The organism is Candidatus Poriferisodalis sp. (genome assembly GCF_965204195.1).
Taxonomy (GTDB): Bacteria; Actinomycetota; Acidimicrobiia; order Acidimicrobiales; family Poriferisodalaceae; genus Poriferisodalis.
Window position 1 is genome coordinate 2,666,650 of record NZ_OZ241975.1, and the last position, 26,355, is coordinate 2,693,004.

Sequence of the window (26,355 nt, forward strand, 5' to 3'; positions counted from 1 at the left end):
AACACCGTCATGCGGTGCCGGTTCGTCAGATGACCAGCGAGCGCCCGCAGTTGGGCAGATCGGAGCGTCAGTCGACGCTGGCACCCTCGGAGCGTGCCGACTGCGCGTCGTCGAGGCGATCGAGCACGTCGGCATCGTCGTCTGCCTCGCCATCGGCCCCGATGCCGAGCGCTGTGCGGATCCGGCCGTCGATCTCGACGGTGACCTCGGGGTTGGCGATCAGGAACTTCTTGGCGTTCTCGCGGCCCTGACCCAGCTGCTCGCCCTCGTAGGTGTACCAAGCACCCGACTTCTTGACGATGCCGTGCTCGACCCCCACGTCGAGCAACGAGCCCTCACGGCTGATGCCCTGCCCGTACATGATGTCGAACTCGGCCTGGCGGAAGGGCGGCGCCACCTTGTTCTTGACGACCTTGACGCGGGTACGCCCGCCCACTACCTCGCCCTCGACCTTGATGGCCTCGATGCGACGGATGTCGATCCGCACGGACGAATAGAACTTCAGCGCCCGGCCGCCTGAGGTGGTCTCGGGACTGCCGAACATCACGCCGATCTTCTCGCGCAGCTGGTTGATGAACACGCAGATCGTCTTGGTCTTGTTCAGGTTGGCGGTGAGCTTGCGCAGCGCCTGGGACATGAGGCGTGCCTGCAGGCCGACATGGGTGTCGCCCATCTCGCCCTCGATCTCTGCCCGCGGCGTAAGCGCCGCCACCGAGTCGACGACCACGACATCGATGGCACCCGAGCGGATGAGCATGTCGGTGATCTCGAGCGCCTGCTCGCCGGTGTCGGGCTGGGAGATCAGCAGCTCGTCGACATCGACGCCGATGTTCTTCGCATACACCGGATCCATCGCATGCTCAGCGTCGACATAGGCGCACACGCCGCCGGTTCGCTGCGCCTCGGCCACCAAGTGCATGGCGAGCGTGGACTTGCCCGATGCCTCAGGGCCGTACACCTCCACCACCCGGCCGCGGGGAAAGCCCCCGATGCCGAGCGCCAAGTCGATCGCGAGGCTGCCCGAGGAGATCGCCTCGACCGCCATGTGGTGCTTCTCGCCCATCTTCATCACGGATCCGTCGCCGAACTGGCGGCGGATCTGCGTGAGCGTCATGTCCAGCGCCCGGTCCCGTTCTGTGTCTTGCTGACTCATGTCGTCCTCCTCGGACTCCCGTTCGGCCGCACCCGGTGTGCGATGCCGTCTTGGAGCACCGTAGAAGCGGGGTGTGACAACTCACGGGTGGTTTTCTGCCGTGCGCGAATGACAGAAATGTAGTTCCGAACATCAGTTCGTGTCAAGCCTTGAGCCGCCGTGTGCCGAGCGGCGGCGAGCACGCCATCGTGTCGCGCACATGTGGCACGCTGCGACCCATGAGCCCCCCTGCTGAGAAATCCGCTGCGATGACCGACAACGACTTCGAGCTGCTGCACATCGAGCGCGACGCGGGTGTCGTGTTCGCCACCATCGACGCCCCGCCGATCAACGTGATGACGCCGACGCTGTTCCGCGAGCTCGCGAAGTTCAGCGTTCACGTCGCCGATGACGACTCGGTGCGGGTGGTGGTGCTCCGCAGCGACAACCCGGATTTCTTCATCGCCCACTTCGACGTGACGGCGATCCTGGGCTACCCGACCGATGGTCCCGCCGAACGACCCACGGAACACGTCGGGTTCCACGCCATGTGCGAGACGTACCGCACGATGCCCAAAGCCACCATTGTCGAGATCGGCGGACGAGTCGGCGGCGGAGGCAGCGAGCTGTCGATGTCGTGCGACATGCGCTTCGGCGCGCTCGACCGCACGGTCATCAACCAGATGGAAGTGCCGATCGGCATCCTGCCCGGCGGCACCGGCACGCAGCGGCTCCCCCGTCTGGTCGGGCGCGGCCGCGCCATGGAGGTGATCCTGGGCGGCGTCGACATCGGTGCGCAGACGGCCGAACAATGGGGCTACCTCAACCGTGCACTGCCCGCCGACGAGCTGCGGCCGTTTGTCACCGAGCTGGCGTACCGCATCGCGAAGTTCCCGCCCCAGGCCGTCGCACTGGCCAAGCAGGCCGTCAACGCCGCCGACGAACTCCCCCTCAGGGACGGATTGTTCGAGGAGCGGTACCTCTTCCAGCGGCTCCTGCGCACGCCGGAGGCGCAGCCCGCCATGGAGCAGTTCATTGAACTGGGTGGCCAGACGCACGACGGCGAGATGCGCGTGGGCGATCTCGTCGCCGACATCAGCACCGGCGACGGCACAGACGGCTGAATTCCATTCCTGTGGCAGGTGCCGCTCCCCCGCTCGCGAGCCAGCCTGAGCTGATCGACTCGTGGCGCGCCTGGCTGGTGGCGGTCGGCGCCGGCCTGTCGTGCGGCGTGGCCTTCGGCACCATCTACACGTTCGGCGCGTTCATCGAGTCGATGTCTGCGGAGTTCGGGACCGGCCAGGGTGGCACGTCGGTGATGATCGGGATCGCCACGCTCCTGTTCTTCAGCACCGGGATCATCTCGGGCCCGCTGCTGCATCGCCTGGGCCCGCGGCCGCTGCTGGCGGTGGGCGGCGCGATGTTCGTGGCTGGCTTGGTTTTGACCTCAACGGTGTCGCAGATCTCGCACGGCTACGTCGTGTACGGCATCGGCTGCGGCTTCGGAGCGGGCCTGTTCGTCTCGCCGCTGTTCGCAACCGCAGCGTCATGGTTCCTGCGACACCGGGCAGTGTCTCAAGGGTTGGTCGCGACCGGGCCCGGCCTGGGCACCATGTTCTTGGTACCGCTCGCTGAGCGCATGATCGACAACCTGGGCTGGCGCGAGACCTTCCGGTGGCTGGCCGTCATCGGAGCGATCACCTTCATCGTGTGCCTCGTGCTGGTGCGGCGCACGCCGATCGTCGCAACTGCTCATCCGCGCGAGCACGTTCGCCGCGTCTGCCGCACGAAGGCGTTCTGGCTGCTGACGATCGGCTCCGCGCTGTTCGCGGTGCCGGTGATCGGCTCGCTCGCCGCCATCATCCCCTTCGCCCGATCGGTCGGCATCAGCGCCAGCGCGGCAGCATGGCTGCTCTCGGTCGTCGGCGGGGCGAGCATCGTCGGGCGCCTGCTGCTGACCAGCTTCGCCCGGGCCCTCGGGTCGGTGCGCTTGCTGACGATCTCGTTCGGGATGCTGCCGATCGCGTACGTGATCTGGTTCTTCGCATCCGACCGCTACTGGCAGATCGTGGTGTTCGCCGTGTTGCTGGGCGTCGGCTATGGCGGCTTCGTCGCGCTGCAGGGCGATGTCACGCCGCACCTGTTCGGCGTCGCCGGCATCGGGTCGGTGCTGGGCCGACTGTTCTTCTGCTACGGCATCGGCAGCATGGTGGGCCCGATCCTGATGCTCACCATGCAGGAACAAACCGGCGGGACGCTCGTGCCCATCGCCGTCGTGGCGGTGTTCGCCTTGGCGGGGACGCTGGTCATCTCGAGACTGACCCGCGACCCGGTGCCGCTCGAGCCTCCCGACGCGGCACCGGCACTCCGTCTGCCCTTGCATCTGTCCCCGCCCAGCGTCTGGGTGCCGGTGCCGGCGAGCAGTGACATCGCCCGCTGAGAGCGGGCAGCGGCACCGGCCGCTGAAGGCGGGCAACGAGCGCTGCGCGGCTTTATCGTCGTGCGCCGTGGAACGACCGCTCGAAGACGTGCTCGTGCTGGATCTGACCCGCGCCGTGGCGGGGCCGATCACCGGTCGCCTGCTGGCCGATCTGGGCGCCCGCGTGGTGAAGATCGAGCCTCCTGATGCCGACCTCACCAGGTTCATCGTTCCCAACGTCGACGGGTTCTCGCCCTACTTCGCCCAGTTCAACGTCGGCAAGGAATGCGTCTCGCTCGACCTGACCCAGCCCGCCGGCCGCGACGTGCTGCTGTCGATGGTCCCCAAGGCCGACATCGTGCTGGAGAACTACCGACCGGGAGTGCTCGACAAGCTGGGGCTGGGCTACGACGTGCTCAGCGAGATCAACCCCGGAATCATCGTGGCCTCGGTTTCGGGTTGGGGGCACGGCAACAGCCGCAGCGGCCGGGGAGCGTTCGCGTCGGTGCTGCACGCCGAGGCCGGCGTGACCGAGATGGTCTCCCGGCGGCGGGGCGGCGACGCCTACCGCAACGACCCGATGTCGCACGCCGACACCTACACCGGGCTGCATGCTCTGGGCGCCGTTCTGGCGGCGCTCCACATGCGCGTGCGGACCGGGCGCGGCCAGACCGTCGAGGTGTCCATGGCCGAGAGCACGCTCATGTGCAACGACCAGGCCGCGACCGACCTGACCGGCCAGGATCCGATGATCGGTTTCAAGGGCGGGCAGAACTGGGCGGCGGTGTACGCGCTGTCAAACGGCCGGCACGTCACCGTGACACTCGATCTGACCGCCAACTTCGGCTTCAAGGTGATCGCGGCAGCGATGAACCGGCCAGATCTGCGCGACGACCCGCGTTTCGCCCGCATTGAGGATCGCGTCGTGCATCGCGACGAGATCGAAGCCATCTTCGGCGAATGGGTGAGCCAGTTCGACAGTGCGGAAGCAGTCGAGGCGGCGATCGGCGTGAAGTCGGTGATGGCAGCAGAGGTGCGCACCGTGGCCGAGCTGGCTGCAACCGACTGGGCAGCCGAGCGCGGTGCGTTCGTTGACATCGTGGGGGGCGAAGCCGCCGCACCGATGACCGTTCCGCAATCGCCGTGGCGGTTCAGGGCAGCCGATGCAGGCGTGGCGCCGGGAGCCGTCGCCGGTGACCGGGGTCAGCACAATCGCGAGGTGTTGCGCGAGCTCGCCGGCCTCGACGACAGAGCGATCGATGCGCTCGAAGACCAGGGCATCGTGTCTGCCGGCGAAGCAATCCGCCGCCCGAGCCTCCCCCGGCGCAGCTGACCCGCCATTCGACTGGCACACGCGCAAGACCCGACCGCTCACCGTCCGGAGAGGAGCCGGGTCCACTTCCTCGGGCTACTGCCCTCGGCCGTTCCAGTCTCGCCTAATCCCTCGCTGCCTGCAAGGAAATTCGCCTCATTGCTCCCGAGACCGCGTGTCGCTTACGAGAGAATCGTCGAGCCGATGTGGTCGACGAAGGCGGCGACTTCGTCGATCGTCTGACCGTTGGGCAGCAGCACGAGGCGGTCCACGCCCATCTCGGCGAAGCGCTCGACCATCTCCGGTGTCGGGCGCACTCGTGGCGTGACCGTGATCTCAAGCCTGCCGAGCTCGGCGGGGCGGTCGTAGCGGGCACCGGCTTCTGACAGGCCGTCGATACAGCGCTGCGTGGCGTCGTAGTCGAGCGCGAACCCGTACCAGCCCTCGCTCATCGTGACCGAGCGGCGGTATGCAGGTGCGGTGTGGCCGCCCATCACCACCGGCGGACCCGGCCGCTGGACCGGCCTCGGACGAGCCTGCACGTTCGAGAACTTCACGAACTCACCGTCGTAGGCAGGCTCGTCCATCGACCAGATGGCCCGCATGGCCTCGATGTACTCCTCGGTGCGGCGGGCACGGTCTTCCATCGGGATGCCCAGCGCCTCGAACTCGGGACCGAGGTAACCGACGCCCACGCCGAATAGCAGGCGGCCGCCCGACAGCACATCCACACTGGCGAGCTCCTTGGCCAGCACCAACGGGTTGCGCTGGGGAACGATGATGATGCCGGTGCCCAGCTTGATCTCGCTGGTGAGCGCGGCGACATATGCGAGGGCGACCGCGGGGTCGAGCATCGGATGCAACGGCGGCAGCGGCGACGGCGGCGCCTGCGGGTCGGGCAGCACCACGTGCTCCCCCGTCCACACCGACTCGAAGCCGGCTTGCTCGGCGGCCACGGCAATGCGCCCGGCGCCCTCAGCGCCGGCTGCATCGCCCAGCGCCCCCATGTTGATCTGAAACAGACCGATCTTCATCTCGTTCTCCCGTTGTCGGAGTGTCGTGTGGTGTGGTGTTGCGCTGCCGTCAGCGGAAGTTGGGTGCTACCTCGTTGATGAACAGGTCCATGGAGTGCTTCTTGGCATCCATGGGGCCGAAGGTGAAGTCGGGGATGATCAGCTCGTCGACGCCGACCTGCCGGTACTGCTCGACGACCTCGCTGACCTCGTCGGGAGTGCCGACGATGGTGGCCCGGCCCAGGTCCATGGACCGGAATCGATCCAGCTTCGCCGAGTCCTCATTGATGAACAGCAGCGCGCACGCCGACCGGCTGATCTCGCCAGGGTCGCGGCCGATCGCCTCGCAGTGCCCGTCGAGCACGCTGCACAGTTCGGCGATGTCGTCGGGCATGCCCCAGTAGTTCCATTCGGTGGCCCAGCGGGCAGTGGTCCGCAGCGTGCGCTTCCGACCGCCGCCGCCGATCAGCAGCGGGACCGGCGACTGCACCGGCTTGGGATCGAGCGGTGCCCCGGCCACCGTGTAGTGCTCGCCGTCGAAGTTCGTGCGTGTGTTGCCGAGCAGCGAGCTGATGATCTCGACGGCCTCGTCGAAGCGATCCATGCGGCTGCGCAGCGTGCCGAAATCGAATCCGTAGGCCTCGTGCTCGTTCTCCTGCCATCCGGCGCCGATGCCCAGCACCACCCGGCCGCCCGACAGGTGGTCAATAGTGGTGGCGATCTTGGCCGTCAGCGCCGGGTTGCGGTACGTGTTGCCGGCCACGAGCGGGCCCAGACGCACCCGGGGCACGGCCACGGCGAGCGCCGCAAGCACCGACCACGCCTCGTGGACCGGCTGGTCCACGTTCTCCTCGTTGGGCATGAAGTGGTCGGCGAACCACAGCCCGTCCCAGCCGGTGGCCTCGGCGTGCTGGCAGCACTCGATGACCGCCGAGGTCTCTTGGTCGTTCTTCGTCCAGAATCCGAATCGCATCGGGACAGCCTGCCACCCAGAGTTCGCGTTCGTGGGATGTCGGAGTGGCCGTCCGTAGGTCGCTCAAACCGGGGTTTCGCTTCTTGGCTCAGCTTCCTAGCGGCGGCCGGTGAGTATGAGGCGCAGCAGGTTGAGCGCCGAGATGGCGCTGTAGTCGGCGAGGCGCTCACGGTCGCCGGGCAGGCGGATCTCGTCGGCCTTGTCGCGGTGAGCGATTGCCGGAATGTCGCCGCGCGCCGGCTGCGCCGAGATCGACACGGCCAGGAACGCCGTGCCGAAGGGATGCTCGGGTGTGGCGGCGGCGCGGTCTTCGATCGCCGTGACGGCGAGGCCCACGCTGGCTCCGGTGCGCAGGCGGGCCGCTCGGGCAAGGGCCTCGGCGCCAGCGGCCGACGCGAGCGGCGGAACGAGATCGTCGCCCATCGGCGACACCGTCGACGAGCCGGCATGCAGCAGGTACTCCGTCAGGTGCTCTGAGCGGGCCACGATGCCGCCCGCGAAAGTGCGCGGACCGGTCCCGCCGTCGGACTGGTCGGTGTCGGCGCCAGGCGCGAGCCCGGGATCGCCCAGCTTGGCCCCGCCCGGCGCCCGGCCAGCACGCATCGCAGCCTCCGCCGACGACAGGCGGTTGGCCATCCGCCCACCGGTGATCGTCTCGGCGACACCGAGCGTCAAGCCCAGCCGGCCCAGCTCGGCGAGCACCGCCGTCTCCATGTTGTCGTCGTCGTAGGCGAAAACCAGGTCGCCGAGCAGCGGCTCGAGCACCGCCTGCTCGGCCTCGATCAGGCGCCACGCTTCGGCCGAGTCGGCGCCCTTGGCGGTGATCCGCACCTTGATGCCCTCGATGCCGCTGGCCAGGAACGCCAGCGTCGGGTTGCCGGCCTCGTCCAGCTCGTCGATGCGACCGGCCAGCATCTCCGCTAGGCCCGACTCGCTCTGGCCCCAAGTGCGCAGCACCCGGCTCTCGATGGTTGCGCTGACGCCGGCGCGCCGCTGCAGGTCGCCCAGCACGGTGCCGTTCATCATCTCGCGCATCTCATACGGCACACCGGGCACCACGTACACCACCCGGTCGAGAACCTCCGCGCCTGCTGGCGGCTCAGCGCCGGGCCCGACGGCGCCGACGCCCTGCACCCAGCGGATCGGTGCCACCAGGCCGGGCGCGGTGCCGGGCTGCTGCGGGATCGGCGACGCGCCGACTGGCACCATGGCCTGGCGCAGGTTGTTCTCGGGCATCGGGCGGCTGCGGCTGGCGAACATGGCCCGGATCCGCTCCGCGATGCGCTCGTCGAGCACCAGCTCGACCCCCATCACCGACGCCAGCACCTCGCGGGTGATGTCGTCTTGGGTGGGTCCCAAGCCGCCGCACACGATGACAGCGTCGCTGCGGTCGAGCGCCAGCCGGAACGCATCCTCGATGCGGTCCCAGTTGTCCCCCACCTTGGTCTGGTAGTGGCTGTCGATGCCGGCCAGAGCGAGCTGCTCGCCCATCCACGAGGAGTTCGTGTCGACGATCTGGCCCAGCAATAATTCGGTGCCCACTGCGACGATCTCTGTCTTCACAAGCCGTGACCCTAGGGGCAGAGGCTGGCGCGGTTCAGCCGGAAGTGTCGTCGCCGAGCTGCGCGGCCGCCACGCCACGAGCCGACCGCAGGTACGACCAGCCGGTCCACGCAGTAAGCGCCACCGCCAGCCATAGCGTGAGCGTGGCGACCCAGTGGGCGTTCGTGGCCAGCGGCGGCATGACGGCGAAGCCGATTGCCCAGAGCTGGACGAACGTCTTCCACTTGGCGAGCTTGGTCGCCGGCACCGTGATGCCTTGGCGGCCGGCACGTGACCGGTAGGCGCTGATCAGCAGCTCCCGTGCCGCGATGACGATCACCGGGACAGCGTGGAATTGGCCGTTCCACACGAGCGCCGCCATGCCGCCAAGCACCAGCACCTTGTCGGCCAGCGGGTCCAGGAACGCGCCCGCACGCGTCGTGCCGTGTCGGCGGGCCAGCCAGCCGTCGAGGTAGTCGGTCATGGCGATGGCGAAACCGACGACGAACGTGGACCAGCGGGCCTCGTCGGTCCGCACGATCATCCAGATGAACACGGGCGAGGCCGCAATCCGGGCGACCGTCACCAAGTTGGCCGGCGTCGCCAGCGCCGTCGGCCCGAACGCCGGGGGCGCGTCCTCCCCATCCGGAACCGCCATTGCCCAGCGAGGTTACGCGCGCCGACCATCAACGGCGCCCCCTCAATGGACGCTGCGACTCCGCCGCGACCGACTGGGATCAGCAGCGGCTCCCGAAGCCCGGCACGGCGGTCCATCTAGTATCGGCACGTGGCGCTGCGAACGGTTTCGGGGAACGGCTCGGGGAACGGCGACGCTGCCGCACCAGACGAGTCCGGCGGCGGCCTGCGCCCGGCCCAGCAGATCCTGAGCGCCGCCGAAGCCGTCGAGCGCATGGCCGCGCGACGCCAGGGCAAGCGCGGCTGCTACGCCATGTTCAGCTCCTACTTGGGCGGCGTCGTCACCGATCCCACCGTGATGACGGTGCCGCTCGACGATCACATGGTGCATCGGGGCCATGGCGTCTTCGACACCTGCTCGCTGGTGAACGGCCGGCTGTACCGGCTCGGCATCCACATCGATCGGCTGCTTGCGAGTGCTGCGGGCGCCCGCCTCCAGATTCCGTGGTCGCGCGACGAGCTCATCCAGATGGTCGCCGACACCGCGGCAGCCTCCGGTGCCCGCAACGCCATCGTCCGCTACTGGCTGACAGCGGGCCCGGGCGGGTTCTCGTTCATGCCGGCCGAATGCGAAGAGCCGTGCTTCTACTGCGTCGTGCTCGACCCCATGAGCTTCGGTGATGGAGGCTTCGACCCGATGCGGGACGGCTTCCGCGAAGCAACGGTGCGCGAGACGCCCCAAAAGCCGCCGTTGCTGGCCCAGATCAAATCGAACAACTACCTGCTGAACGTCCTGACCCACCTCGAGGCGGCCGACGGCGGGGGGACATTCGGGATCATCGTGGACGACGACGGCTTCATTGCGGAAGCCTGCGTACTGAACGTGTGCAGCGTGAGCCACGACGGCGTCTTCGTGACTCCCCCGTTCGAGGGCATCCTGCACGGCACCACCATGCGGCGCCTGCTGGATCTGGCCAGGGGGCCGCTCAGCGACGAAGGACTGCTGCGCGGCGTGGCACAGCGGCCACTGCGGGCCGACGAGGCTCGCGCCGGCGCTGAGGTCATCATGTCCGGCGGCGACACTCACGTCTTCCCAGTCGTGGAATGGGACGGCGCCCCGATCGGCGACGGCACGGTCGGCCCTGTGGCGAAGCGCTTGCACGATCTCATCACCGCCGAGACCGAAGCAGGCGACGGCTCACCCGAGGATTTCATCGAAGTCGATTACGCGCTGTGAATGAGGGGCTCAGGCAGTCCCTGAGCCGAGCTGCGTCTCACTACGCGCGTCGATCACGCAGCGGGCGCCGCTGTCGAAGACGTATCAGCGAATCGTTCTACCTCGACTGACGCCAGTCGCTCACGGGCGTCCCAGAGGTCGTAGGCCATCTGCATGCGAAGCCAAGTCTCGGGAGTTGAACCGAACGCAGCGGACAACCGGCATGCCATCTCGGTCGACACGCCGCTGCGCCCGTTCACGAGACTCGACAGCGCCTGCCGCGTCACACCTAGGCCATGCGCAGCCCGCTTCACAGTGAGCCCCAACGGCTCAAGACACTCCCACTTGACGATCTCGCCGGGGTGGGGCGGATTCTGCATCGGCATGACTGGCTCCTCAGTGATAGTCGACATAGTTCACGTCAGCCGCGTGTCCGTCCTCGAATCGAAACGTCACTCGCCAGTCGCCCGATACCGAGACTGCATAGTGGCCCTTGAGATCGCCGCTCAGCGCATGCAGCCGAAATCCTGGAAGGTCCATGTCTCTCGGTTGGGTGCTGTGGTCCAGGACCCCGAGTATGCGGGTCAGCTTGCGAGTGTGTTCGGGGTTCACTCCCTTGGGCTGGCGTCCCGTATAGAGCGCCCGGAGGCCTCGATGCCGGAACGAACGGATCACCCCGTCAGCCTAGTGCGACAAGCGTCACTTGTCACATGACATCCATGGCGCAGCCCGCCTTCGACACCACGCAACCCCGCACGTAAGCCGGTTCGCCTTGGCGTGATACAACCGCGATGTGAGCTATCTAACTGCCATCGTCGTCATCGCCGTCGTTGGCGTCCTCATGTTCATGCTCGGCATCACCGTCGGCTACTGGCCGATGGCCCGACACCGAGCGGCAACGGTGGACCAGATCGTCGACCGTGCCGTCGAGGCATCGAACGAGCGGCTGCGCGAGACATCGCAGCCCATTGCGGAAAAAACAGAGGTGATCGCAGCACGTCTCGACGACGTCAAGGGTGCGGTTACTGACATCCACGCCGCCGCTCGGAGCGGCGGCACCATTTCAGAACGACTTAATGAGATCGCTACAACGACGAGCGGACTCAGCCATCTGCTCGACAAGCCCACAGAGCGGGGCACATGGGGCGAGCGGCATGTCGAGGACGTGCTCAAGGCAGCCGGGTTTCACGAGGGCACCCACTTCCATAAGCAGAAACCTCTTCCGGACGGCAAGAAACCGGACTTCTCGATCTGTCTGCCCGAGGGCCTCGAACTGCATCTGGACGTGAAGGTGCCGCTGAAGAACTACCGCAGCTACACCGAGGCCAATGATAAGGAAACAAGAAAAGGCGCCCAGCAGGCCTTCGTGCGGAACGTCGACACGATGGTGAAGGATCTAGCCAAGAAGGGCTATTCGAGGCATCACGATTCCGTCGATGTAGTCGTGATGTGCATTCCAAATGAGAGCATCTTCGAGTTCGCGCATCGAGCGGACCCCAAACTTATTGACAAGGCGCTCCAAGAACGGGTGATTCTCTGCTCGGTTTCGAGCCTGTTCGCCGTATTGGCTGTAGTGCGGCAATCCGCCGAGAACTTCCAACTCGAGCGCAAAACCGACGAGATCCTCGACCACTTGCGGGTCTTCAGGCAAGAATGGATCCGATTCGAGCGGCATTTGGCGAAGGCCGAGAAGCAATTCGGTACGTTCAGCACGTCCTGGGAAGAGCTGTCAGGCACGCGGCAGAGGAAGCTCGACGAGGCGGTGTCTCGAATCAACGAGATCGATGCTGGCGAGCCGGAACTTGAGAAGCCGGTCAGCACCGACGCTGGGGCAGCACGTCAGTCCGATCATGCCATCGAACCGCCAAGACAGGTGGCAGCGGGCTAGTTCGACAACCTTGGAATTGCGCCTGCCGAATGCAGGCAAGTCACTGTGACAGGGCCGTCCTAGGGTGCGCTCGTGGACGCCGCCGCCGATGTCGCCCGTGCCTCAGCGGACCTCCGGCGACTCGATCCGCGTCCTGAGGCCTCGCGAGACCCTGCCCAGGTTCCCATCACAGTCGTAGGCCGCGACGGGCTCGGCGACTTCTCCGACGCGCTCCGCGCCTCCGCAGCCCGTGCAATGGACACCGAGACCGACTTCGAGCCGCGCGAAGCCGAGACGCGCGGCCGTGTACCGAAACTGCGGGTGATCTCCGCCGCAACCCGTGCTCCCGATGGCACCGAACGCGCTTGGGTCGTCGATGTCGGTCGGCACGACCTGGTGGAGCTGGCAACCGCGCTGCACGAGGGTCTCCGGGTGCCGGATCTGGCATCGGACGCCTGGAACGCGACGTTTGACGATCGGGTCATCGACACCCATCTCATGGAGCCGGCCACGGCTGCAGGTGCGGCCGTCGGGTCGTTGCGCTGGTGGGACGCGCAGCTGGCCGATGCCCTCCTGCATCAAGGGCTCACCGGCTTCAGCTTCTTTCACGGGCTGGCCTGGGCGGCCGAGCGCTACCTGGGCCTGAGCGTCGAGGGCAAAGCCACAACGCAGTTCTCTTTCGGTGCCAATGGCCCGCTGAGTGATCGCCAGGTTGCCTATGCCGCGGCAGACGCCGTCGAGACGTTGTGGGTGTCAGATGTGCTGCGTGTGGGGCTGCGAGACGCCGGGCTGGAGGAGGTCTGCCGTCTGGAGCAGGCAGCCCGCCCCTTTCTCGACCGCATGGAGCGTGCCGGTCTGCCCTTCGACGTGCAGGGTTGGGAAGCCGAGCTGGCAGAGCTGGCGTCGCGGCGCGTCGAGGTGCTCACCCATCTGGCCGAGCTGACCGGTGGTGGTCAGGGCGATCTTTTCGGCGGCGGCCTCGAGCCCAGCTGGAACCCCGACAGCGAACAGCAGGCGCGTGACGTGCTGAACCGCTTCGCGTCCGACGAGGTGGAGGCATGGACGACCAAGACCGACGGCCGAACCCGGCCGCTGGCGCCGACTGATTCGCTCGGCGCATCGGTGCTGGCAGGCATCGGCGGCGAACTCTGCAGAGCGCTGCTGGCCTACCGCGACCTGTCCAAGACCTTGAGCACCTATGGGTACACGATGGCCGAGCACTTGTGGGCCGACGGCCGGCTGCATCCGGAGTACCTGCAGGTGGTGGGCACGAACACCGGCCGGCTGGCCAGCCGCAACCCGAATGCGCAGAACTTCACACCGCGGCTGAAGCCCTACATGAAACCGCCGACCGGGCGGGTCTTCGTCTATTCGGACTTGAGCCAGGCCGAACTGCGCTTCGCCACCCAGCTCGCGGGCGACGACGGCCTGAGGACAGCATTCGAGCAGGGTCTCGACATCCACACCGCCACCGCCGAGCGGATGTTCGGCGTGCGCTTGGACGGTCCGGCGGGGTTGGCGGCGCTCGACCGGCCCCGCTACGAGGAATTCCGCACCAAGGCCAAGCGCATCAACTTCGGGATCCTGTACGGGCAGCGCGGTGCGGGGCTGTCGCGTGGCCTCACCGACGCCGGCGTGCCGACCAGCCGCGGCGAGGCCGACGCGCTCATCGAGGCCTACCTGAGCGCATATCCCGGCATCGCCCACTGGGTGGACGAGCGGGACCGCTTCATCGGGCACTTTGCCGCCACCTCGCTCGATGCCGATTGGCCGCTGACACTGCGGCTGGGTGCCCTGTGGCCCCGCACCGATGACGCTCGGCGGACGCTTCGGAGCCAGCAGCGCCGGCATCACAGCGCCGAGGAGGTCCACGAGGCCCTGCTCGCAGCCGAACGGGCCGGCGCGATCGACCCGGGCCGCTTCGCCGGCGGCCCGACGATCGGCCTCAGCGAGATCGACGTTGCCGAGGTGGCGTGGGCGCTGTCGTTCTCCGCGCCGGTCATCGTCCGTTCCGATGGCTCGCCGCTGTCGTTCAGCTCGCATACGCCGGCTGGTCGCCGGCAACAGTTCACGTTCTCCGTGGACTGGGTGCTGGGCGAAGCCGCAGCTGTGGTCGGTTGCTCGACCAAGCCCCGGCCGGCCGAGGTGTGGCAGCGGGTGCTGGCCCGCTTCGACCTCGCTCCGCCGACGGCAGCGGCGGGCGGCACGCTGCGGCCGGCCGTGGACAAGGTGCTGGAGCAGCGGCACCTGCGGCGGGCCGTCATCGACGAGGTGGGCGTTGCCATGGGCGACGCCGACCAGCAGTTCCTGCTGCGGCGCGCGTTGCACACCCGGGTCGGCCAGATGGCCAATGCCTACCGCAACGCCCCGATCCAAGGCGGCGTCGCCGATGTGATGCTCGACGCCTACGGTCGGCTGAGCGAGGTGCTGGCGCGCTACCCCACAGCCGACGCTGTGCAGACCGTCCACGACAGCGTCGTCATCGAGTGCGACGAAGCCGACGCTCACGCAATCGCCGCGGACGTCAAGCAGGCGCTGGAAGCTGCCATGTCACGCTGGTGCCCCGACGTGCCCACAGTGGCCGACACCGACATCCGCACGAGCCTGTCGGAGACCTCGATCCTCGAGCAGATCAGCTAACCAGCCGACCTAGGCACCGAGCCCGCAATTGCACCGAGTCGGCCTGCTGCGCCTAGTGCGAAGCCGTCGGTTGGGGAGACCGGCCTTCGCCCATGCTCGCCATCGAGTAGACGACCATGCTGAGCGTGACGGCGATGCCCATGGTCAAGAACATGGCGCGCACGCCTGCCCATTCCGCCAGAACGCCCAGCGGCGCTGCGGCGATGGCGAATGCTGCAAACGGCAACTGCACCAGCGATTGCACGCGCCCTTGGTAAGCCTCGTCGGTGCCACGCATGACGATCGTCTGAACGAGCGAGATGAACCCGGTCGATGCTCCGCCGACGGCCGCGGTGATCACCAACGCCCACATGTAGTTCGGGGCACCGCTCAGGATGATGACCGAGACACCGAAGGCGTAACCCAAGCCGACGAGAATCGAGCCGGCGCTCGTCGAGTCGGCACGCGAGGCGAGCACGATCGACGCGGCAACCGCACCGATCGAAGACGCTCCGGAAATGAACCCGACCTGCCGGTCGCCGAGGCCGAAAACGCCCTCGACGAGCGCCGGCTGGAAGGCCACGTAGCTGAATCCGAACATGATCACGATGATCGACGTGAGGATCGGCCGCCGAAGCTCAGGGCGGCTCATCGCGTAGCGAATGCCCTGGCGGATCTCGGCCAGGGGATTGCCGACGGCGAGCCGAGCCAGACGGGTGGCGCCTGTCGGCGAATCCTCCCGCTTGCTCGTCTCCGGCAGGGGCAGCAGCAGCACGTAGCTCAGCGTCGCGATGGCCGCCGAGACGAAATACGCGCCGGCGAGACCGAACAGCGCCCACCCTGCCAGCAGCCCGGCACCGGTCGGGGCAATGACGCGACTGCCGCTGAGCGACAGCGACGAGAGCGTGATCGCATTGCCGAGCCGCTCGCGTCCGACCAGCTCGGTTGTCATCGAGATGCGAGCCGGTCCGATGAGGCCGAACATCAGGCCCTGAAGCGCGCTCGAGACGAGGAGCATCCAGAACTGGATGACGTCCGTTGCCAGTGCCAAGCCCATCCCGATGGAGCCGAGCAGCAACACGAGCTGCCCGAACAGCATGAGACGCCGCTTGGAGAGTCGATCCGCAGCCACGCCGCCGAAGAGCGTCGAGACGCCCAGTGCCAAGCCGAAGGCGAAGAACACGATGCCCAGTGCCCCCTCGCTCTCGGTGAGATCCCAGGCGAGCAGCGAGCGCAGCAGGAACTGCATCTGGATGCTCATGAAGGAGAACACGCCACTGAGCCACAAGAGCCGGAAGGCTGGCACGCCGAGCGCGGCGAAGGTCGCTGTTCGCTCGCTCTTCATCGCGGGAGACCCTCCGACATGCCGACTGCCGACGCTAGCTTCGATCCGGCGTAATCGACTTGGAGGAAAGCAACATGCCGCGTCTTGACCTCAGCGGAGCATCAGCCATCGTCACGGGCGGAGCGTCGGGCATCGGCGAGGCCAGCGCCCGCCAGCTCGCCGATGCCGGAGCCCATGTGGTCATCGCCGACTTGCAGGACGATCTCGGTGCCGAGGTGGCATCGTCGATCGGCGGGCTGTTCGTGCGTTGCGACGTCACCAGCATTGATGACGCGAGTGCCGCGGTGGATGCCGCATCGGAGATGGGGCCGCTTCGTGCGCTGGTCAATTCGGCCGGGCTGGGCCGTGCGGGTCGCACCATCGACCGCAACAACGTGCCGATGGATCTCGAGCAGTTCCGATTCGTGATCAACGTGAACCTGATCGGCTCGTTCAACATGCTCGCCCAGGCAGCGTCTGCGATGGCCAAGTCCGAACCTGCCGACGAGGACGGGTCTCGCGGCGCGGTCGTAAACATGGCTTCGGTGGCGGCCTTCGACGGCCAGATCGGCCAAGCCGCCTACTCGGCCTCCAAGGGAGGCGTGGTGGGCATGACCCTGCCGATCGCCCGCGACCTGTCCGCCACCGGCATCCGCGTCAACACAATTGCGCCGGGCCTCATCGACACGCCGATCTACGGCGAGGGCGAGCAGTCTGAGCAGTTCAAGGCGCACCTGGGCCAGAGCGTGCTGTTCCCCAAGCGTCTGGGCTACGGCGAGGAGCTGGCCTTCATGGTGATGGAGTGCATCACCAACCCGTACATGAACGGCGAGGTCATCCGCGTCGACGGCGGCATCCGACTGCCTCCCCGCTGAGTGGCGCTGTCAGGCCAAGAAGTCGGCAATGGCGTCGTTGAACGCTTCGGGTTGCTCTTGGTTGGCGAGGTGGCCGGCGTCGGAGATCTCCGCGTAACGAGCGCCCGCAATTCCCTCCGCAAGCCTCTGTGATGTGCGGGGCGGGGTGACCTCGTCGTGCTCGCCTACCACCACCAGCGTCGGCACAGCGATGCGTTCAAGGTCTGGGTAGTGGTTCGACTCTGCCATCGAGTCGCACGCCCACTGGTAGCAGGGCATGCGGATCGACGGGATCATCATGTCGGCAACGTGGGCCCGCAGTTCATCGGAGGCCTCAGGGCTGACTAGCCGCTGCGCCCGGGCCGCTGCGAAGCCCCCGGGGCCGAGGTCGACAAAATCGATCGCCCGCGCCCGCATGGCTTCGGCCTGCTCTGGTTTCGTGCCGGCGCCGGCACTGGAGTCGGCCAGGACCAGCGCAGAGACCAGCTCAGGGTGCCGCAGGACCAGCCGGGTTGCCGTGACGCCGCCCCACGAGACACCGAGGACGGCGACAGGGCCGTCTGATTCAGCCGTGATCAGCGATGCGGCTGCGTCAGCCCAGCCGTCAATGCCGGGGGCAGTCGCGGGATCGGCCGAATAGCGGTAGCCGGGTGCGTCCCACGCCACGAGCCGCACGCCGAGACGCTCAGCGAGCGGGCGTTGGCCCAGAAAGGCGTCGGCACACGAGCCGATGCCGTGCAGGCACAGGACTACTGGCGCGTCATACGCGCCGTACGACCAGCGGAAGATGCCGGACATGGGGCTCGGGCTCACTGGATGGGGCTCATTGGCTCGAGCGCACCCGAGCCAGCGGGGTCGGGACGCCGGCAACTGGGGCGCGAGTGCGGAAGATGCAGCCGCCACCGGCTGTGCCGCCGCCGTCCGACGCCCCGCCGGTCACGATGTAGAGATCGCGCATGTCGCCACCGCCGAAGCAAACGCTGGTGACGAACTGGTCGGGAACCGGAACGGCGAGATCGGGCTCGCCGTCGGGTGTGTAGCGCTGTACTCGTGCCCCTTCGGCCAGCGCGACCCACACGCCTCCTTCGACGTCCACGGCCAGGCCGTCGGGCACCTTGCCCTCCCGCACGAACTCCCGGCGGTTGGTCACCGCATCACCGTCCACGTCAGAGACCCACACCCTGCCCGGGATGCTGTCGGAGTGGTAGAGCCGCGAACCGTCAGGCGAGAAGCCGATGCCATTGGTGAGCTGCACGTCGCCGTAGACCTCATCGGCTGTGCCGTCGAGGTTGATGCGGTACAGCTCGCCGGCCTCATCGGGTGCCGATAGATCGAACGGGTTGCGCCTCAGCGAGCCCACGTATACGCGCCCCAAAGAATCAGTGTGCATGTCGTTGAAACCAGCGACGTCGGGAGCGAACAGCACTTCCGAGCCGGCGTCGGTGACGTGCTGGATGTTGCGACCGCTCACCACCACACCGCCGTCGGCGTGCAGCACCATGCCGCCCACGCCCCTGCGCTTCGGCACCACGATCTCGATCTCGCCATCGGGCCGCCTGCGGCGCACGCCGCCGTTGGGCACGTCGGAGAAGTAGAAGTTGTCGTGCTCGTCCACCCGCGGACCCTCGATCAGGCCCCATCCCGAACTCAGCATCTCCAACTCGAAATCAGCGCCCATGTCTCATCCCCCTGGCGTCGACGGGCAGGCATAGGTCGCGCCCGCCGCAGTGTGGCGACCATAACGAACGCAAGGCCGCAGCGACGGGGCTTGCTCAGCTGGACGGGCTGAACTGGATTGGGAGGGGGTGGCCGGTGCGGGTGAACAGGTCTTGCAGCATCCGCAGCGTCATGCCCCAGATCACCCGTCCGTGGCCGACTTCGATTCCGGGGAAGCGCTCGTCGGGTCGAGGCGGGTAGTGATAGTCGATGTGGTGTCGAGGGTCGGCCAGTTCTGCCACCGACACCCAGAACGCGTCGGCCACCTCGTAGTTCAGCGTCAGTTCAGGGCGGGCGCCGTCGAGCCAGCACACGTGCGGCGTCACCCGCAGTGCCGCGCCGCGCCAGCGCGGGTTGCCTTCGAGGTCGTTGAGCCGGCCGAGCCAGCGCACCCCGGCGTGCGCGGTGATGTCGAATCCGATCTCTTCGCGGCTCTCGCGCACCGCCGTGTCGAACGTGTCGTCGTCGTCGGGCTCGGTGCGCCCTCCCGGAAACGCCATGTGGCCCGACCACGGGTCGCCGTCGCGGGTGGCTCGTTCGATGAAGAGCATCTCGGGGCCGCTGTCACCCGAGCGCACCGCTGCGGCGACGGCGGCAGTCGGGCCGTGATGCGGTGTATCGAGGTTCTGGCTGAGCACTGCCGACAGGCGTCCCGCTTCGAACGCCTCAGTGACAGAGCGCAGACCGACCACGGCCTCGCAGCGTAGGTCGGACGCATGCGACGGCTCTCAGTTCGCCCCTGAACACCGCTGCTACCGTCGCCGCGATGACTGCTGCCGACGCTGACAACTCGATCGCTGCGGGCGATCCGCCGACGGGCATGGACGCAGGATCGTTCGAAGCGTTCGTCAGCGAAGTCAGCCAATTCCGCGACACGGTCGTGGCCCCCAACGTGAACCGCTGGGAGAGCGAGAAGCGCATGGCACTCGAGGCCCTGCGGGACGCCTCAGAGATAGGGCTGCTGGCGATGGAGGTGCCGGCCGAGCTGGGCGGGCTCGGGATGAGCTTCGCCCAGAAGTGTCGCATCATCGAGGTGCTGAGCGCCGTGTCGATGCCGTTCGCCTTCAGCCTGGTGAACACCGGCAACGTCGCATCGCGGGTGGCTCGGCTGGGCAGCGACACCCACCGCGAGCGCTACCTGGCTGACCTGATGGCCGGACGCCGGTTCGGATCCACAGCGCTGACCGAGCCAAGCGCCGGCAGCGACTTCGCCAACATCGCCACCACCGCGACGCCCGTCGACGGCGGTTGGCGGCTTGACGGTGCCAAGGCATGGATCACCAACGCCGCACACTCCGACGTCATCTTCTGTTATGCGCAGACGCGGCCCGGCTCGCGGGGTCGAGGCATTGCGTTGTTCCTGATCGACGGCACCCAGCCCGGATTCGAGCGGCTGCCGCCGTACGAGCTGGCCGGAGGTCACCTCATCGGCACCGGAGGGTTCCGACTGGATGGCTACATGGCCGCCGCCGAAGATCTTCTTAGCCCTGCAGGAGAAGCTTTCATCGCGGCCTTGTCGAGCGTGAACGGTGCCCGCACCTACGTCGCCGCAATGTGCTGCGCCATGGTGGAGGCCACCCTCGCGAGCGCAGTTCGTTACGGAGCCGAGCGGGAGGCATTCGGCAAGCCCATCATCGCCCATCAAGGTCTGGCGTGGAAGTTGGCCGGAGTGCAGAACCGCCTCGAAGCCGCCCAGCTGCTCACCGCCCGCGCCATCGAAGCCGTCACCACCTCGCTGCGCACGGGTGATGCGAGCGGTGCGATTCTGCCGGCTGCCCATGCCAAGAAGTTCGCCACCGAGACGGCCGAAGCCGACATCGCCACCTGCATCCAAGCCATGGGCGCCGAGGGCCTGCGCAGCGACCACCCTGGAGGCCACCACCTCATCGGTGCACGCATCGCGAACTATGTGGACGGCAGCACCGAGATCCAGACCGACCGCATCGCCCGCTCACTCGCCGCCACGTACGCGACTGGCTGAACCTGCCGCATCGCCGTTTCCCTGCCGCCCCACAGGCGACAGGTTGAATCACGGCACTCAGCCGAAGACACCTTCTTCCCGCAGTGCGGTGATGTCGTCCCACGTGTAGCCGTGCTCGAGCAAGACCTCCTCGGTGTGCTGCCCCAGTTCGGGCGCAACGGCGCCAGGCTCCAGCGGAGTGGCTGACATGCGGATCGGGGTGCCGATCACCGTGCGTGCGCCCTCGGGATGCTCCACCCGGTGCAGGTAGCCGTTCTCGTACATCGACTCGTCGGCCACGATCGCCTCGTAGTCGCGGACCAGCCCGTAGCGGACCCCGGCCCCAGTGAGCACCGCCTCCCACTCGTCGAGGGTCCTGGTGAGGAAGACCTCGTCGATGATCGTGACCAGCTCGGCCCTGGCTTCCGAGCTCAGCATCAGGGCCAGGAACCGCTCGTCGTCGGCAAGGTCGGGCCGGTCGAGCAGCTTGGCGAACTCGGGCCATCCCGGTCCGGTGCCGCTGAGCAGGTGGATCCAGCCGTCGGCCGCCTCCACAGTGTGGAGCAGCGTGGGAACGAAAGCGTGGCCCGAATCGATGCGTTCGGGGTTGCGACCGGTCAGCAGGGTGTAGGTCATCTCCGACGCCTGGGCGTAGATCATGCCTCCCACCAGCGACACGTCAACCCGCTGTCCAAGCCCGGTCTCGGTGCGATGGAGCAGCGCAGCAAGAATGCCGGTGACCATGTTCTGGCAGCCGACATGGTCGGAGATGACAGCCCCATTCATGATGGGGGGTCCGCCGTCGATCCGGGTGGCGAACATGAGCCCGCCTTCTGCCTGACCGGACGAGTCGGCTCCCTCCCGTATCGCCTTGGAGCCGACCGGCCCGAAGGTCGAACCGGTGGCGTACACGAGCCGTGGATTGATGGACGACAGGTGCTCATACGACAGGCCCCAAGCCTCCATGGTCCCGGGCACGAAGTTGTGGATCAGGACATCGGTCGTCTCGACGAACCGCTCGAGTGCTCGCTTCCCGCCGGGAGTGCGCAGATCAAGCGTGACCGACCGCTTCCCTCGGTTGCACGCCTCGTAGTACGGGTTTCGTGGATCGGTGGGCGACACGGGGATCACCCGGGCGAGGTCGCCCATTCCCGGCAGCTCGATCTTGATGACCGAGGCTCCCATGTCGTGCAACGTCGCCGCAGCTTGAGGGCCCTGCACCAAGATGGACAAGTCGAGGACGATGTAGTCGTCAAGCGCTCCCATCGCCGGATCGTAACCCCGCCCGCTTGCTGCATTTCTGGGTGCCGGGAATCCGCCGGTATGTCAGGATGCTGCTCATCAAGATCTTCTCGTCGAGTGAGGCAGTTATGAGCGAGCCGATGCCAACTTCGAAGTCTCAAGAGCTGTACGAACGGGCGAAGGCCGTGGTTCCCAAGGGCGTGTACGGCCATTACGGCCCCGCCGTCATCGAGGACGGCCCGGTCTTCTTCTCATCGGCAGAGGGCGCCCGCTTCACCGACGTGGACGGCAACTCCTACATCGACTGGATGTGCGCATACGGGCCGAACATCTTGGGGTACAACCATCCCGCCGTCGAGGAGGCCGCCGAGAAGCAAGCCGCCGACGGCAGCACGGTGAGCCTCGCGGCGCCGGTCATGGTCGAGCTGGCCGAGGAACTCGTCGACCTCGTGGAGGGGGCCGACTGGGCGCTGTTCGGCAAGAACGGTGCCGATGCGACCGGTCTAGCGGCGATGGTGGCCCGCGCAGCCACCGGGCGGCGGTACATCCTCAAGATCGAGGGCGGCTATCACGGCTCGGCGCCGTGGATGCAGGCGCCCGGCAACAAGGGCACCATCGCGGAGGACCAAGCCTTCGTCATCGAGGTGCCGTGGAACGACGCCGACGCTGTGCAGGCGGCCATCGACGCGCATCCGGGCGACATCGCCTGCTTCATCTCATCGCCATACCACCACCCGGTGTTCGCCGACAACGAGCAGCCGGCGGAGGGCTACTGGGCCGCAGTCGAGCGGGCGTGCCGGGCTGCGGGCATCGTTGTGATCCTGGACGAAGTGCGCAGCGGGTTCCGGATCGACTTGGCCGGCGCGCACGTCGCGTACGGATTCACGCCGGACCTCATGTGCTTCGGCAAGGCGATCGGGAACGGGCATCCGCTCGCAGCGCTGGCCGGCAGTGACGCGCTGAAGGAGGCCGCCGGCGAGACGTTCTTCACCGGCACCCAGTTTTTCAACGCGGCACCCATGGCCGCCGGGCTCGCCACGCTGCGAGAACTGCGCTCGTGCGATGCAGCCGCAGTCGCCACCGAGACCGGCACTCGCCTCGGAGCAGCGCTGACCGATGTGGCAGCGGCGCATGGACACGAACTGCGGGTGAGCGGCGTGCCCGCCATGCCGTACCTGCGCATCGTCGGCGAGGGCGGTTCGAAGTTCCATGCACGCTGGGTCGCCGAGTGCATCCGCCGGGGTGCCTACCTGCTCAGCTATCACAACAACTTCGTCTGCGCGGCGCACACCGACGACGACATCAAGCGCACCTGCGACATCGCCGACGCAGCCTTCGCCGCACTCGACTGAGCTGCCCACTGAGCGCTGCTTCGGGACCTCCCTGTGCCGAGCACTGCGAATCCTGCGGCCGAACTGGCGAACTGCGAGTCTCATTCGCAGGCGGTCCGCCCGCAATGATCGGGAGCGCTGCCGCCCCGCTCGCCGACGTACGGCGCTGGCGGAGCGAAAGGAGCACATCGTCATGAGGTACGGCTTCACGGTGCCCAACAACTTCGGGGTCGACGATCCCGCGGAGGTGGTCGCGCTGGCCGTCGAGGCCGAGCAGCTCGGCTTCGACTCTGTGTGGGTGAACCATCACGTCCTCAACGTGGGCTACGTGTGGGACCGGCTGGGCGAGCAGCCCTACCACGACGCGCTCGTGACGCTCACGTGGATGGCGGCACACACGTCACAAGTGCGCCTGGGAACCAGCGTGCTGGTGATGCCGTACCTGCACCCGATGGTGCTGGCCAAGGAATTGGCAACGCTGGACCGGCTGAGCGGCGGTCGCTTGGTGGTCGGGCTGGGAGTGGGCAGCCTGCCGGAAGAGAACGCGCTGCTCGGCGCGGAATACGACGACCGCGGCCGGCTCAGCAACGAGTTCATCGAGGTGCTCGACCTGCTGTGGACCCAGCCCAGCGCCGACTACCGCGGGCACTACTACTCCTTCGAAGGCGCCGTGAGTTCGCCCAAGCCGTTGCAGCAGCCTCGACCTCCGATACTGATCGGCGGCAACCGCCCTCCGGCGCTGCGGCGCGTCGGCCGTCTGGGCGACGGCTGGCACCCGATGATGCTGTCGCCAGAGAGCGTCGCAAAGCGCCTGCCGGTGATCCGCGAGGCCGCCGAGGCGGCAGGGCGGTCAGGCATCCCCTCTGAGGTCTCCGTGCGCCGGACCGCCAACGAAGTGACTCCGGAGCTGGCTGCCAGCTATGCAGCCGTCGGGGTAACGGAACTCGTGGTCTCCTGGAACACCGGCGACATCGCCGAGATCAGCGAGGGCCTCGCCGCCTTCGCCGCCGAACACGGCATCGGCGGCTGAACCGCTGGCCCATTTGCGCTGGCTACTTCGAGCGGAACGAGGCCTCCATCTCGTCGATGTCGAAGCCGCCGTGCGCCACGCCGTCGACGGCGTACTCGTAGAGCGCTGTCTTGAAGTAGAGGCTCAACGCGCTCACCACCACGCTCACGGCGAGGACGCCGATCGCGCCGACGGCGATGCCGATGTACAGGCCGATCCCGGGCACCAACGCGGCGATCAGCACGGCGACGAGGATGATCGGCAGGGCGATCACGAAGCCCAGCAAGCCGAACCCCGCCTGGGCGATGAGATTCTCACCCCACGTGCGGCGGACCAGCGACATGGAGTGCTTGACGCTGGCGAACGACCGGTAGTCGTCGATGATGATGGCGGGAACGACGAGGTAGGTGGCCACGCCCCACGCCGCCTCGGCCAGGAATGTGAGCATCTGGCCCAGCCAGCCCAGGGCGCTCTCGCAGGAAGCGCAGCACCAGCCCGACGGTCAACGTGATGAGCGCCCAGCCGAGCAGGCTCGGCAGCCGTGACGCCGCCTTGCCCATCGCACTGCGCACCGTGGGGTCGCCGCCGGTCATACGCTCGTGCGCGCCGGCCACGAGTGCGCCTTCGAAGTACACCACCGTGGCCGTTGCCACGAATGCGAACACGAGCCCGAGCACGGCTGCACTGCCTTGGACACTCTCGGCGCCCCCGCTTGTATCGAAGCTGCCGGTCACGAAGCCGACCACCGCCGCCGCAGCGGCGATGGCCAGGATGGTCAGCATGCTGAGGACGGGCAGCCACAGCAGCTCGCGATCCTGTTTCAGCAGCGACCACGAGTTCTTGGTCAGCCGCCAGGTGTTGGCGAATCGGCCCATGGAGATGCTCCTTGCCTCCTCAGCCCTGCAGGCGGATCGATAACAAACCCCTGCGTCGCGGCTGGTGCACTGTGCACGGCCGAGCGTACTCAGCCCGCGCGACACCGGATCGTCAGTTTCGTGAACGCGCGGCGACCGGTGATTCGGGCTCAGCGACCTGTTCGGATCGTGCAGGCGCAGCGCGCGATCCGGTCGGCGTGCGGATCACCATGGCCACCGAGAACAGCACGACGGCGCCGCCCAGGAACTGCATGGGCGTGACCGGCTCGCCGTGGATGAGCCAGGCCGTCCCCACGGCCACGATGTGCATCGCCAGCACGTACAACGACGAGCGGGCCACCTCGATGTGGCCGTGGCACCACGTCATCAGCACATGACCGAACACCCCGGTCACGAAGGCCACGATCACGATCCACAGCCAATCCAGCCCGCCGAATTCGAAGAACTGGCTCGGTGTCACCATCAGCACCGTCGGCGGGACCGCGGCCACAAATGACCAGAAGTTGATGCCGGCCATCCACTCGATCGGGTCGACATCGGTAGACGCTCTGGCCATCCGGGTCAACACGAAATAGACGGTGAACGTCAGCACCGACATCGCCGTGAGGAACAGCCCGAACCCGCTGGCACGGAACTCGCCGCCGGCACCCATGATCACGCCGACTGCACCGCCCACTCCGATCAGCGTGAAGACGATCTGGCGAACGCTCACCCGGTCACCGAAGATCGGACCCACCAGCGCCAGGAGCATGGCCGGCTGCAGGGCCATCATCACCGACATCACCGAGATCGTGACTTCCTGCACGGCAGCGAAGACGAAGACCATGTTGATGCCGAACGACAGTCCCGGCAGCGCGGTTTGCCAGAACACCCGCCGCGACAACCACCGGCCTCGCAGCGCCAGCACCAAGAGCAGGAACGGCGTGGACATGCCGAAACGGATGAAGGCGCTCACCATCGCCGGTGCAGTGAGCAGCTTGGAGATCGGCGGCCCGAGGCCCCACGAGACGACAACGAGGCCCATGACCAGCAGCGGCAGGGCACCGCCCGCGGTCCGCACCGATGTGGCACCGGTCGCGCCGCCCGCAGCCGAGCCTTCGGCCGGTGCGCGCCGCGCAACCGCGGCAACGCCGTTGAGTGGCGCTTCGACACCGCCCGCCCGGTCGATGGCCGGGGCGACATGGAAGACGGCGCCCGACGGCACGGCTGTTCCGCTGTCGCTCGCCGCAGCCGGCTGGCCCGCACCCCTCACCGGAGCGAGGCTACGGCCGCCAGGCACTGTGAGCCCGGGACCAGCCAAAGCTGTAAGCCACAC

The 26,355-nt window shown here is 67.4% G+C and carries 25 protein-coding genes; 10 read left to right on the forward strand and 15 right to left on the reverse strand.

Annotated elements, in window-relative coordinates; translation table 11 throughout:
• Window positions 1-67 precede the first annotated feature (67 nt).
• On the reverse strand, window positions 68-1,153 hold the full coding sequence (recA, locus tag ACOGI8_RS11935) for a recombinase RecA (RefSeq protein ID WP_419854021.1): 1,086 nt from the start codon (window positions 1,151-1,153) through the stop codon (window positions 68-70).
• A 218-nt stretch (window positions 1,154-1,371) separates the two neighbouring features.
• Between recA and ACOGI8_RS11940 the strand changes: the two genes are divergently transcribed.
• Genes ACOGI8_RS11940 through ACOGI8_RS11950 form a run of 3 tightly spaced genes read left to right on the forward strand, consistent with a single transcriptional unit; the run spans window position 1,372 to window position 4,884 of the window.
• The gene (locus ACOGI8_RS11940; protein ID WP_419854022.1) at window positions 1,372-2,256 is read left to right on the forward strand and encodes an enoyl-CoA hydratase/isomerase family protein; all 885 of its coding nucleotides are present in this window, start codon (window positions 1,372-1,374) and stop codon (window positions 2,254-2,256) included.
• 11 nt (window positions 2,257-2,267) lie between these two features.
• Window positions 2,268-3,572, forward strand: coding sequence for an MFS transporter (locus ACOGI8_RS11945; RefSeq protein WP_419854023.1), 1,305 nt, complete (start codon window positions 2,268-2,270; stop codon window positions 3,570-3,572).
• On the forward strand, window positions 3,556-4,884 hold the full coding sequence (locus ACOGI8_RS11950; protein WP_419854024.1) for a CaiB/BaiF CoA transferase family protein: 1,329 nt from the start codon (window positions 3,556-3,558) through the stop codon (window positions 4,882-4,884). The genes ACOGI8_RS11945 and ACOGI8_RS11950 overlap by 17 nt, the downstream gene beginning before the upstream one ends.
• 161 nt (window positions 4,885-5,045) lie before the next feature.
• Here ACOGI8_RS11950 and ACOGI8_RS11955 read toward each other — a convergent pair whose 3' ends face one another.
• From ACOGI8_RS11955 to pgsA, 4 genes are all read right to left on the reverse strand, one after another.
• Entirely contained in the window at window positions 5,046-5,897 is an 852-nt protein-coding gene (locus ACOGI8_RS11955) for a TIGR03619 family F420-dependent LLM class oxidoreductase (RefSeq protein WP_419854025.1), read from the reverse strand.
• A gap of 49 nt (window positions 5,898-5,946) precedes the next feature.
• Window positions 5,947-6,849, reverse strand: coding sequence for a TIGR03560 family F420-dependent LLM class oxidoreductase (locus ACOGI8_RS11960; RefSeq protein WP_419854026.1), 903 nt, complete (start codon window positions 6,847-6,849; stop codon window positions 5,947-5,949).
• Between the two features lie 96 nt (window positions 6,850-6,945).
• Window positions 6,946-8,412, reverse strand: a complete 1,467-nt coding sequence (locus ACOGI8_RS11965) for a molybdopterin-binding protein (RefSeq protein ID WP_419854027.1) — start codon at window positions 8,410-8,412, stop codon at window positions 6,946-6,948.
• Window positions 8,413-8,446: 34 nt separating this feature from the next.
• On the reverse strand, window positions 8,447-9,049 hold the full coding sequence (gene pgsA, locus ACOGI8_RS11970) for a CDP-diacylglycerol--glycerol-3-phosphate 3-phosphatidyltransferase (protein ID WP_419854028.1): 603 nt from the start codon (window positions 9,047-9,049) through the stop codon (window positions 8,447-8,449).
• Between the two features lie 129 nt (window positions 9,050-9,178).
• On the opposite strand from pgsA, the gene ACOGI8_RS11975 reads away from it, so the two are divergent.
• Window positions 9,179-10,264 carry an aminotransferase class IV gene (locus tag ACOGI8_RS11975; RefSeq protein ID WP_419854029.1) on the forward strand — a complete coding sequence of 362 codons (1,086 nt, stop codon included), beginning with the start codon at window positions 9,179-9,181 and terminating at the stop codon, window positions 10,262-10,264.
• A 53-nt stretch (window positions 10,265-10,317) separates the two neighbouring features.
• Here the strand turns inward: ACOGI8_RS11975 and ACOGI8_RS11980 are convergent, their stop codons facing one another.
• Together ACOGI8_RS11980 and ACOGI8_RS11985 are read right to left on the reverse strand one after the other, a co-directional pair.
• Window positions 10,318-10,629 carry a HigA family addiction module antitoxin gene (locus ACOGI8_RS11980; RefSeq protein ID WP_419854030.1) on the reverse strand — a complete coding sequence of 104 codons (312 nt, stop codon included), beginning with the start codon at window positions 10,627-10,629 and terminating at the stop codon, window positions 10,318-10,320.
• A 10-nt stretch (window positions 10,630-10,639) separates the two neighbouring features.
• Window positions 10,640-10,918, reverse strand: a complete 279-nt coding sequence (locus tag ACOGI8_RS11985; protein ID WP_419854031.1) for a type II toxin-antitoxin system RelE/ParE family toxin — start codon at window positions 10,916-10,918, stop codon at window positions 10,640-10,642.
• 118 nt (window positions 10,919-11,036) lie between these two features.
• Here ACOGI8_RS11985 and ACOGI8_RS11990 point away from each other — a divergent pair, with 118 nt between their 5' ends.
• Both ACOGI8_RS11990 and ACOGI8_RS11995 read left to right on the forward strand, forming a co-directional pair.
• A complete protein-coding gene (locus ACOGI8_RS11990; RefSeq protein ID WP_419854032.1) occupies window positions 11,037-12,131 on the forward strand; it encodes a DNA recombination protein RmuC in 1,095 nt (364 codons plus the stop codon).
• A 72-nt stretch (window positions 12,132-12,203) separates the two neighbouring features.
• Entirely contained in the window at window positions 12,204-14,750 is a 2,547-nt protein-coding gene (locus ACOGI8_RS11995; RefSeq protein ID WP_419854033.1) for a DNA polymerase, read from the forward strand.
• A gap of 52 nt (window positions 14,751-14,802) precedes the next feature.
• On the opposite strand, the gene ACOGI8_RS12000 is transcribed toward ACOGI8_RS11995, so the two are convergent.
• A complete protein-coding gene (locus ACOGI8_RS12000; RefSeq protein ID WP_419854034.1) occupies window positions 14,803-16,074 on the reverse strand; it encodes an MFS transporter in 1,272 nt (423 codons plus the stop codon).
• A gap of 74 nt (window positions 16,075-16,148) precedes the next feature.
• Here ACOGI8_RS12000 and ACOGI8_RS12005 point away from each other — a divergent pair, with 74 nt between their 5' ends.
• Complete coding sequence (locus ACOGI8_RS12005; protein WP_419854035.1) at window positions 16,149-16,928, forward strand: SDR family NAD(P)-dependent oxidoreductase; 780 nt, start codon at window positions 16,149-16,151, stop codon at window positions 16,926-16,928.
• 9 nt (window positions 16,929-16,937) lie between these two features.
• Here ACOGI8_RS12005 and ACOGI8_RS12010 read toward each other — a convergent pair whose 3' ends face one another.
• From ACOGI8_RS12010 to ACOGI8_RS12020, 3 genes are all read right to left on the reverse strand, one after another.
• Window positions 16,938-17,705, reverse strand: a complete 768-nt coding sequence (locus ACOGI8_RS12010) for an alpha/beta fold hydrolase (RefSeq protein WP_419854036.1) — start codon at window positions 17,703-17,705, stop codon at window positions 16,938-16,940.
• A gap of 25 nt (window positions 17,706-17,730) precedes the next feature.
• The gene (locus ACOGI8_RS12015) at window positions 17,731-18,585 is read right to left on the reverse strand and encodes an SMP-30/gluconolactonase/LRE family protein (protein WP_419854037.1); all 855 of its coding nucleotides are present in this window, start codon (window positions 18,583-18,585) and stop codon (window positions 17,731-17,733) included.
• Window positions 18,586-18,679: 94 nt separating this feature from the next.
• Window positions 18,680-19,315 (reverse strand): NUDIX hydrolase, encoded by a 636-nt coding sequence (locus tag ACOGI8_RS12020; RefSeq protein WP_419854038.1) that lies wholly within the window; start codon window positions 19,313-19,315, stop codon window positions 18,680-18,682.
• Between the two features lie 74 nt (window positions 19,316-19,389).
• On the opposite strand from ACOGI8_RS12020, the gene ACOGI8_RS12025 reads away from it, so the two are divergent.
• The gene (locus ACOGI8_RS12025; RefSeq protein ID WP_419854039.1) at window positions 19,390-20,604 is read left to right on the forward strand and encodes an acyl-CoA dehydrogenase family protein; all 1,215 of its coding nucleotides are present in this window, start codon (window positions 19,390-19,392) and stop codon (window positions 20,602-20,604) included.
• Window positions 20,605-20,661: 57 nt separating this feature from the next.
• Here the strand turns inward: ACOGI8_RS12025 and ACOGI8_RS12030 are convergent, their stop codons facing one another.
• Window positions 20,662-21,849, reverse strand: a complete 1,188-nt coding sequence (locus ACOGI8_RS12030) for a CaiB/BaiF CoA transferase family protein (RefSeq protein ID WP_419854040.1) — start codon at window positions 21,847-21,849, stop codon at window positions 20,662-20,664.
• Between the two features lie 104 nt (window positions 21,850-21,953).
• On the opposite strand from ACOGI8_RS12030, the gene ACOGI8_RS12035 reads away from it, so the two are divergent.
• Together ACOGI8_RS12035 and ACOGI8_RS12040 are read left to right on the forward strand one after the other, a co-directional pair.
• Window positions 21,954-23,177, forward strand: a complete 1,224-nt coding sequence (locus ACOGI8_RS12035) for an aspartate aminotransferase family protein (RefSeq protein WP_419854041.1) — start codon at window positions 21,954-21,956, stop codon at window positions 23,175-23,177.
• Between the two features lie 172 nt (window positions 23,178-23,349).
• The gene (locus tag ACOGI8_RS12040) at window positions 23,350-24,186 is read left to right on the forward strand and encodes an LLM class F420-dependent oxidoreductase (RefSeq protein WP_419854042.1); all 837 of its coding nucleotides are present in this window, start codon (window positions 23,350-23,352) and stop codon (window positions 24,184-24,186) included.
• Between the two features lie 22 nt (window positions 24,187-24,208).
• Here ACOGI8_RS12040 and ACOGI8_RS12045 read toward each other — a convergent pair whose 3' ends face one another.
• From ACOGI8_RS12045 to ACOGI8_RS12055, 3 genes are all read right to left on the reverse strand, one after another.
• The gene (locus ACOGI8_RS12045) at window positions 24,209-24,580 is read right to left on the reverse strand and encodes a DUF6159 family protein (RefSeq protein ID WP_419854043.1); all 372 of its coding nucleotides are present in this window, start codon (window positions 24,578-24,580) and stop codon (window positions 24,209-24,211) included.
• Window positions 24,480-25,040, reverse strand: a complete 561-nt coding sequence (locus ACOGI8_RS12050; RefSeq protein ID WP_419854044.1) for a DUF6159 family protein — start codon at window positions 25,038-25,040, stop codon at window positions 24,480-24,482. Before ACOGI8_RS12050 ends, ACOGI8_RS12045 begins: the two co-directional genes overlap by 101 nt.
• Before the next feature lie 112 nt (window positions 25,041-25,152).
• A complete protein-coding gene (locus ACOGI8_RS12055; protein WP_419854045.1) occupies window positions 25,153-26,292 on the reverse strand; it encodes a DMT family transporter in 1,140 nt (379 codons plus the stop codon).
• Window positions 26,293-26,355: the final 63 nt, after the last annotated feature.